This window comes from Proteiniphilum sp. UBA5463, assembly GCF_002427225.1.
GTDB lineage: Bacteria > Bacteroidota > Bacteroidia > Bacteroidales > Dysgonomonadaceae > Proteiniphilum > Proteiniphilum propionicum.
The window spans coordinates 1-8,950 of the sequence record NZ_DIQL01000030.1; the positions used below are offsets into that span (position 1 = coordinate 1).

At 42.2% G+C, this 8,950-nt stretch carries 8 protein-coding genes; 4 read left to right on the forward strand and 4 right to left on the reverse strand.

Annotated elements, in window-relative coordinates; genetic code table 11:
• Positions 1–341: 341 nt before the first annotated feature.
• On the reverse strand, positions 342–1,778 hold the full coding sequence (locus B3B27_RS05210) for a PDZ domain-containing protein (RefSeq protein WP_238866336.1): 1,437 nt from the start codon (positions 1,776–1,778) through the stop codon (positions 342–344).
• A gap of 156 nt (positions 1,779–1,934) precedes the next feature.
• Between B3B27_RS05210 and B3B27_RS05215 the strand changes: the two genes are divergently transcribed.
• The 4 genes from B3B27_RS05215 to hemH are packed head-to-tail and all read left to right on the forward strand — an operon-like array spanning position 1,935 to position 6,498.
• The gene (locus B3B27_RS05215; protein WP_238866335.1) at positions 1,935–2,384 is read left to right on the forward strand and encodes a YhcH/YjgK/YiaL family protein; all 450 of its coding nucleotides are present in this window, start codon (positions 1,935–1,937) and stop codon (positions 2,382–2,384) included.
• A 22-nt stretch (positions 2,385–2,406) separates the two neighbouring features.
• Positions 2,407–4,413 carry an alpha amylase C-terminal domain-containing protein gene (locus B3B27_RS05220; protein ID WP_238866334.1) on the forward strand — a complete coding sequence of 669 codons (2,007 nt, stop codon included), beginning with the start codon at positions 2,407–2,409 and terminating at the stop codon, positions 4,411–4,413.
• Between the two features lie 12 nt (positions 4,414–4,425).
• Positions 4,426–5,478 (forward strand): type I phosphomannose isomerase catalytic subunit, encoded by a 1,053-nt coding sequence (locus B3B27_RS05225; protein WP_238866332.1) that lies wholly within the window; start codon positions 4,426–4,428, stop codon positions 5,476–5,478.
• Positions 5,479–5,532: 54 nt separating this feature from the next.
• Positions 5,533–6,498: a ferrochelatase gene (hemH, locus tag B3B27_RS05230; protein ID WP_286833697.1), complete on the forward strand. Its 966-nt coding sequence runs from the start codon at positions 5,533–5,535 to the stop codon at positions 6,496–6,498.
• Positions 6,499–6,898: 400 nt separating this feature from the next.
• Here the strand turns inward: hemH and B3B27_RS05235 are convergent, their stop codons facing one another.
• The 3 genes from B3B27_RS05235 to B3B27_RS05245 all read right to left on the reverse strand — a co-directional run bounded on the left by B3B27_RS05235 (position 6,899) and on the right by B3B27_RS05245 (position 8,825).
• A complete protein-coding gene (locus B3B27_RS05235) occupies positions 6,899–7,870 on the reverse strand; it encodes a hypothetical protein (RefSeq protein WP_238866328.1) in 972 nt (323 codons plus the stop codon).
• 83 nt (positions 7,871–7,953) lie between these two features.
• Positions 7,954–8,514: a crossover junction endodeoxyribonuclease RuvC gene (ruvC, locus tag B3B27_RS05240; RefSeq protein ID WP_238866326.1), complete on the reverse strand. Its 561-nt coding sequence runs from the start codon at positions 8,512–8,514 to the stop codon at positions 7,954–7,956.
• Positions 8,515–8,516: 2 nt separating this feature from the next.
• Entirely contained in the window at positions 8,517–8,825 is a 309-nt protein-coding gene (locus B3B27_RS05245) for a DUF4286 family protein (protein ID WP_238866324.1), read from the reverse strand.
• Positions 8,826–8,950: the final 125 nt, after the last annotated feature.

An 8,950-nucleotide genomic window follows, 5' to 3' on the forward strand; every position in this document is an offset into this window, starting at 1 on the left:
GTGCAAAGATAGAGATTGTTTTTCAAACTCCAAAATTTTTAAGAAAGTTTTTTTGATTTTTTTTTGCACTAAAAAAAGTACAGCTGATAATCAATTATTTCAACAACCTAATTAACCCCTTAAACAATCTGTTTATTCCTTTCAGCCATCCCATCATCTCTATGATGGATATCTTTCAAAGCGAAAGGACTGCAAAGATAGTAATTTTGGAGAATACCGACCAAATATTTTCAACTTTATTTTCAAATAATTTTGGCAGGCTAACCACCCCTTATCTTAGCGCTGGAGAGTAAACAGGTGAAAATCAAAAAGAGAACCTCATTATTGGGGAACAGCCGGAGTCAGTAAGCAAGTATATGCGAACTGGTGCTTATTTGCGGAGTAACGGCAAAGTTCATCATATTTCCGCCCCTGTCAACAATAATATTAATGGTAAGTGGAGTATTCCAGTCGATATACTGGTTGAAATTGAACAGATAAGAGAAAGCAGCTTTGTATCTTTTATTATCGGAGATTGCTTTCGAAATTTCATTGTAGCGAGATACATCCCAGAACATGCACTCCTGAAAACCGTTCGAATCGGTATAACGGGTATTCCTGTCCCTGAAATTCATTGTCTCGGCAAGGAAACGCCTATACCCATCAGTAAGCGATTGGGGTGTATGATTAAAACTCTGTCCCTGAATATCAAGAATGATATCACCGGGAAGTATTCCGGCTTGTGCTGCAGGCGATCCGGGATCAACTGAAACAACGGTCTTCAGGTCATTCATATTATACCCTATGCCGGTGTAGTTGTACTTCAGGTACTTCACCTGATAAGTAGCAAACGCCAGATTCCCGGGGTACGGAAACTTTTGCAACATAAGCGGAAGATTCAATCCAAGATAATTCAAGAGATCATAATGGCTACTCAGTCGTTCTTTCACTTCACTCTCCCATATGAGTATCATTTTCCCAGCTTCTATGAATTTGTTATCATAGAACCGATAGCCAAATTCAAGATTAAAAGCAATATCATCTACACGAACAGCCTCTGAAGGGTTATAAAGAGGGATTTTTACCGTTCTGTTGCTTTTTGAATCGAACCGCCATACGGGCTGATAACTCCCATAAGTGGGAGAATCAGGTTTAAACAGAGGATTATTCTGATAGCTGTAATAGGTCTGAATAATTAAATCAGGATCATCGGGACTGTACCTCATCCCTTTATCGGTCAACACACGAGTAAAAATTGCATTAATCTGCTCATCAAGTTCTCGGGTATTTTCACCCGAAGGAGAAAAAGCAAACGTACGGTAATCATGCAAGAGGGCCTCACTGTTGGTTTTTGTCTTCACCGGCATCAGGAAACGTCTCTCCTGCACATCCTCCAGGCTGTAAAAAGCAAAAACCGGAGCAAGCTGTGATTCCCTGATACCATTACTGTGACGGCAATCTTTATCGATATTCAATTCCTTAAATGAGTGTTCAAGATTGCGAATGGCAATTTTCATAGACGTCTCATTCAGATTAAACCACGACATAACGGTCTGGTGCGACTTCAGGTATGTTCCATTTCCATTCACGGATAGGATTATGTCGTTCAGTTTAAGGCCGGCCCTTTCGGCAGGAGAACCGGGGGTTATATCAACAATAACAGGTTCTTTATATCCCCAGCTCTTGTCTTCACTTACTTCGAAATTAAAGCCTAAACTGCATGTGGTTGTATAGTTCTCCGGCAACACACTTACCGGGTATATAAGAAAAATTATTAAAAGAATTACAATTCGCCTCATTGTATTTATATGTATATTATTTCTTCAAAGTTTACAAAGATATGTTTTTTGTTCATTATTATTAAGCAATATCAGTTTTTACGATCAAAATAAAGAGAAAATATACACAATTTCTTTATCTTTGTAAGGTTCGATTAATATTTAACAGCATTAATTATGATTGTCGACAACCTCGCGAATGCAGCCAGATATTTCAGTCTGCATCCTCTTTTTGAAAAAGCGTTTGAATTTATCAAACAAACAGACATTGATGGTGCAGAGGCCGGGACCGTTGAAATTGACGGAAAACAGCTTAAGGCATCTATTGTTAAAACCCGGCTGAAAGCGGCTAAAGAAGCGAAACTGGAAACACATAGAAAATATATCGATATCCAGATACCGGTAACCATTGCCGAGACATTCGGCTGGAAATCCCTTTCGGGGCTTTCAGAGCCGGAATCAGGATACGATAAGGAAAACGATATTGAATTTTTCCTTGATGCTCCATCATCATATGTAACTGTTGTACCAGGTGAATTCGTAATCTTCTCTCCCGAGGATGGCCACGCTCCTCTTATTGGCAATGGAGAAACAAAAAAAATTATCATTAAGGTTGCCGTAGTTTAATACATCCTCAATATGCACTATTATGCTTGATATCATCAAAAACGACCCATGGCTTAAGCCTCATTCAAAAGCTATCGAGGGCCGGCACAACTACTATTTAGAACGACTGAATGATCTCACGCAAGACGGTACGATCACTCTTTCCGATTTTGCTACAGGTTATCTCTATTTCGGGCTGCATAAAACTTCAGGAGGATGGGTGTTTCGTGAATGGGCGCCAAATGCTACTGAAATATTTCTCACTGGCACATTCAATCAGTGGCAAAGATTAGAAGCGTTCCGCTTGCGACGAATAGATAACGGCGTTTGGGAGGTAAAGATTCCACTCGAACAAATACATCATGGAGACCTTTATAAGCTTCATGTAAGCTGGCAGGGCGGTTCCGGAGAAAGAATCCCGGCATGGTGCAAACGAGTGGTTCAGGACAAACAAACGCTAATCTTCAGTGCACAGGTATGGGAACCTGAAGAGAGCTACACTTTCAAGCATACGGGCTTTAAGCCTGATACTTCTCCCCTTCTCATCTATGAAACACATGTGGGAATGTCAACAGAGGAGGAGAAAGTAGGCACTTACAATGAGTTCAGGGATAATATTCTTCCCCGGGTAAAAGAGAACGGCTACAATGCTATTCAGATAATGGCGGTCCAGGAGCATCCCTATTACGGGTCGTTCGGATACCATGTATCCAGTTTTTTTGCCCCCTCATCGCGAAGCGGTACCCCCGATGAGCTGCGTGAACTTATAGATAAGGCTCACGATATGGGTATAGCAGTAATCATGGATATTGTCCACTCGCATGCTGTAAAGAACGAGACAGAAGGTATTGCCAGGATGGATGGTTCTTTCGACCTATACTTCCATTCCAATCCGGAAAGAAGAAATCATCCTGCCTGGGACTCACTCTGTTTTGATTATAGAAAAGATGGAGTGCTCCACTTTCTGCTCTCCAACTGCAAATATTGGCTGGAGGAGTACAGATTCGACGGGTTTCGTTTTGATGGCGTAACATCAATGCTCTATTACAGCCATGGGCTGGGAGAATGTTTTACTGAATATGGCGATTACTACAACGGACACCAGGATCCCGATGCAATCTGCTACCTGACGCTGGCCAATCATCTTATACATGAAGTAAACCCGCATGCTATAACCATTGCAGAAGAGGTTAGCGGGATGCCAGGCCTTGCTTTGAATATCAAATCGGGCGGATACGGGTTCGACTACCGAATGGCGATGAATATTCCCGACTACTGGATAAAAATCATCAAGGAGAAGAAAGATGAAGATTGGCATCCATCCTCAATATGGTGGGAAACAACCAACCGGAGGTCAGATGAAAAGACTATCTCTTATGCTGAGAGTCACGACCAGGCTCTTGTAGGTGATAAGACCATTATATTCAGGCTTATTGATGCTGACATGTACTGGTACATGTCGAAACTGATGAGCAGCTCGTATGCCGTTGATCGAGGGATAGCTCTGCATAAAATGATTCGACTGGTAACAGCAAGTACAATGAACGGCGGTTACCTGAACTTTATGGGAAATGAGTTCGGCCATCCCGAGTGGATCGATTTTCCACGTGAAGGAAACAACTGGTCCTACAAATATGCACGACGTCAATGGCATCTGGCCGATGACCACAACCTGAAGTATCACTATCTGGGCGATTTTGACAAAGCGATGGTCTCACTCATCAGGTCCGTTCACAACTTTCAGGAAACCAGCCTGGTGAAGATATGGGATAATGACAGTGATAACATCCTTGCCTATATGCGAAAAAACTTACTCTTTGTCTTCAATTTTCATCCGAACAGATCATACAGTGACTATGGGATACTGGTACCACAGGGCGAATATAAGATTGTTCTAAATACTGATAATCCCGAGTTCGGTGGATTCGGCCTGAACGACGACACCATACATCATTTTACACATTTCGATCCGCTCTATGCACCCGATAATAAAGGCTGGCTGAAACTGTACCTGCCATCCAGGACCGCAATTGTGCTGAAATGCAATTAATTTGATAATACAATGACAATCAACAATAATCAACAATCAGACAAAATCCACTCCTTTTCGGCCTCAAACAGTTCGAAAGAGTCGAAGAACTCATTATACCCATTAAAATTCGAGCCTTTGCTCAAACCTGTTATCTGGGGAGGAACGGAGATATGCAAATTCAAGAATATAAAACCATTACGTGATGGTATTGGTGAAAGTTGGGAAATTTCGGGAGTAAGGGGAAATGTTTCCATAGTATCCAACGGATATCTTGCGGGTAAATCCCTCGATAAGCTGAACTCTCTTTACAAAGAGATGCTTGTGGGAAAGCATGTGCACAAGAAATTTGGGGACACATTTCCGCTGCTTATTAAATTTATTGATGCCCGCGACAACCTGTCCATACAGGTACATCCCGACGATGCGCTGGCAAAAGAGCGACATAACTCTTTCGGTAAAACCGAAATGTGGTACGTGGTAAACGCTACACCGGGGGCATTTCTATATTCGGGATTTGCAGAAAGCATCACTCCCGATGATTACTTGGAAAAAATTAAAGACAATACTTTCACAGAGACGCTCAGAAGATATGAAGTAAAAGCCGGGGATGTCTTCTTCCTGCCGGCGGGGCGTGTACACGCAATAGGTGCTGGTTGCTTCATAGCCGAAATACAGCAGACATCAGATATCACTTATCGTATCTACGATTATAACCGAAAAGATGCTGCCGGGAACCCCCGCGAGCTGCATACAGAAATGGCTAAAGACGCTATCGACTACAACGTTTACAGCTCTTATAAAACAGATTACAGGAAAAAAACAAACTATCCTGTTAAGTTGGTATCATCTTCTTTCTTCACCACAAAACTGCTGGATATAGATATTCCAGTGACAAGAGACTATTCCAATATTGATTCTTTTGTGATTTATATATGCATGGCCGGCCACTGCACAATAAAAGATAATAAAGGAAACTCTGAATTTATTCAACAGGGAGAATCAATGCTTATCCCGGCTGATACAGAGTCGGTGATAATAATACCAAGCGAATCATCAAAGCTATTGGAAACATACCTGGAATAGTGCATATATGTGAATAATAATTGATATACGGAACAGATAATCCGTAACCGTGAAATGAGAGGCATACTATTACTAAATGTGGGAACTCCCGCTACTGCTGAGAAACCCGATGTAAAAAAATTCATTGGTGATATGTTGTCAGACCCGCACCTGACGGGATATCCTGAATGGTTATCGTTCTTTCTGGCCAGGAAGATTATTGCACCCTTTTCAGCTGCAAAATCAGCTGAAAAATACAAAAAAATATGGAGGGCCGAAGAACCAAAAATATCTCCACTACTCTATTATATGCAAAAGCTTGCGGAAGATCTCGAAGCAAAAAAGGGGATTACGGTTGAGATAGCCATGCGCTACGGCGAACCTGATATATCGAGCGCGTTCAAAGAGCTTGAGAGAAGGTGCCCGCTACTTCACGAGGTGGTTGTTTTTCCCATGTACCCGCAATTTGCACAATCAACCACACAGACCATCAAAGAGGAGCTTGGCCGTATTTTCTTCAAACGCCCTCACTCCTTCAGGGTGAAGTTTGTAGAGCCATACTACTACCACCCATCCTTTATTAATGCTTTGGCGGAGAATGCAAAGCCCTATCTCGGTGAAATCGACAGGCTGGTATTCTGTTACCACAGCCTCCCCGTATCACAAGTTGAAGCAGGATGGAAAAAGGGGAAAGAGTTCGATTACGTTTACCAGTTAAAAGAGACAAACAGGCTTTTATGTGAAAAAATGAAGATCGATCCTCATCACACTCTCATCTTTTACTCCTCACAAAGGGGAAAAAACTGGCTAAAGCCTTTTCTGAACACAGATATTGGAGATCTGCCAAAACTGGGATGGAAGAAAGTTGCAATTGCCGCTCCCGGTTTTATAGTTGATAACATGGAAACTCTCTACGACATAGATTTTGAAGCTCGTACTATTTTTATGGAAGCAGGTGGTGAAAAATTCACATTTATCCCATCACTCAATAACAGTGAAATATGGATTGAGGCTATCTGGAAAATTATTGAGAAAATATAGTTTTCCTTTCTTCACCAATGTTGTTCGCTGGCATTTTAGTTTACCGGGCTTAAGCACACATATGTTTTTCTAATTTCATTCGCGACACCGCGACCAATACACTTACAAGCTATTTCATTGTTCACTTCATACACTGGTTCAATGTATTTAGCTGAGGGCCAATCCGTAGCTATATGCGAAAAAGGGGCGAAAGCAGCTATATGCAGAAGCAGTTATATGCAGAAGAAAGCGCGGAAGCGGCGATATACGGAAAAAGGGCCGAAAGAGGAATAATTTCTTAGAAGTCGGGAAACCTGTAATTATCGTATGGCGGCACCAGATTTTTACGTACTCTGTAAAACTGATACACCCAATATAGTAAAAAGCCCGCTATTATATTTTTTTTGAACGACATAACTGATTAACGTTTTAAAATCCATGCATCTGAATGCGATGGATATTGTTTATGTACTTTTCTTAAATATGTCTCTGCGTCAGCTCTATTATCGAATGAAGCGGCATACACATCAGTACGCCCCGGCCGGTCCAGTCGTCCCGGGCTTGAAAATCCCTCGTTTTTAAGCTGCGCCATAATCTGCTCTGCCGCATCGTTTCGTTGGTAAACACCCACAATAATGTAGTAGGCTGGCAAATTAACAGCCACTTCTGCGGCAGTTAAGTTTGCATCAGAAGCAGTGGTTACATCGGAACCAGTGGCTATCGGCATTTGTTCTGTCCCCGGAGCTTTTTCATTAACATTTGCGGCCGTTGCCGAATGGTCCACCAGCTGAGCAGGTTTGTTGTGGAAAAGTCCCGTTTCAGACAACATTTGAGCAGACTGGCGACCGATAGCAGTATCGCTTACCGGTAAGATAAACATCAGTACTAGAACAGCCGCCACAGCTGCCGCACCTATACCTGTAACTCCAAACCGCCTCTGCCTGTCACCAGCTTTAGACGACGGCATAGTTGCCTGGATCTGAATAAGCGGCTTCAGTGAAGCTTTGCCAAGCCCGAAGAAAACGGGACGTATAAATGATGCCGGAGTATATATAAACCGTTTATCATCATTCAAAGCAAATGAACCCAGCCTCCCAAGTTCAACAAGTTGATCCTCCCTTAAGTGTTGTTTAACCATTTCAACTGCCTTTTCTATCTTTTGCATGGCAGCCTCAAATGTAAGATCATAAGCCCTCATGTATGACTGGGCCAGCAATCCGTCATTATGGGCAAGATCGCGGTTGAACACCAGCTCACACAAAGGTGCATGAAATGCAGCAATACCGTCCCTGCGTGAATGAATTGTATTCACTACAAACCCTCCAAAGCCGGGAACGATAACACAGTTATGTTCATGCAGCAGAAATTCAATATGAGAAACAAGCTGGTTCATATCACAAAGATAAAAAACATTATGGTAAATTCACAAAAAAATCCATTAAAACTTACCGGGAAAGTTGCACCTCAAATTTTAACTTAGCGTTTAACTTTATCAGGGTTGTGGCTGACATAATCTTTCCAGTCTTTATATTTGTTATCTCCTTTATTAACATTTGATTGGTAAAAATGGCAAAGAGCAGCTGCCAGTCCGTCTGTCGCATCAAGTTGCGGCAGCATGTTCTCATCAGGAATATGAAGTATCTTCTGCAACATATAAGCAACCTGCTCCTTTGCTGCACTACCGTTACCTGTTATCGCCATCTTTATCTTCAGAGGGGCATATTCAAAAATTGGAATATCCCTTGAGATAGCAGCAGCCATAGCTACCCCCTGGGCACGTCCAAGCTTAAGCATGCTCTGTACGTTTTTCCCATAGAAAGGGGCCTCAATGGCCAGCTCGTCCGGCAGATATTCATCTATCAGCCCTAAAATACGGGAGTAGATCTTCGCCAGTTTCAGATAGTGATTACCGTACTTTCCCAACTGCATCACTCCCATTGCTTCCATGGAAGGCTTGTTATCAAGCACGCGAAGAATGCCATATCCCATGACCTGAGTACCCGGGTCAATCCCCATGATTATTCTTTCTTTCTGCATTTTCAGTACGAAATTGTTTCCAACACTGTAGAGAAACCGGCAAGCTTCTCTTTGAACCTCTCCAGTAAAGGAGTGAATACTTTCCGGTTCTCCTCCCTGTTCCATCTCTCCAGCGTTAACAGGTCGGTCACCTGAAATTCCATAGCGAAAGAAAATCCCTGATCTTTCTCTTTCCCGTGAACTCTTGCCAGCCGCGGCGATGTAAGAATGCCACTCCGGGTTGACATTGGAATAAATGTCTGAAGCATATATTCAATGAATTCTTCATGGATATCCTCCTCAACGTGGAAAGTGGTGTTGAAAACAATCATATAACGTTATTTTATATTTTTCCGAACAATTTCAGTTGCAAATATAAACAAAATTCGTATCTTTGCGCCACGAAATTTGGAACTGATTGGAACTGATTTTTTTCACGGGGGATTAGCTCAGCTGG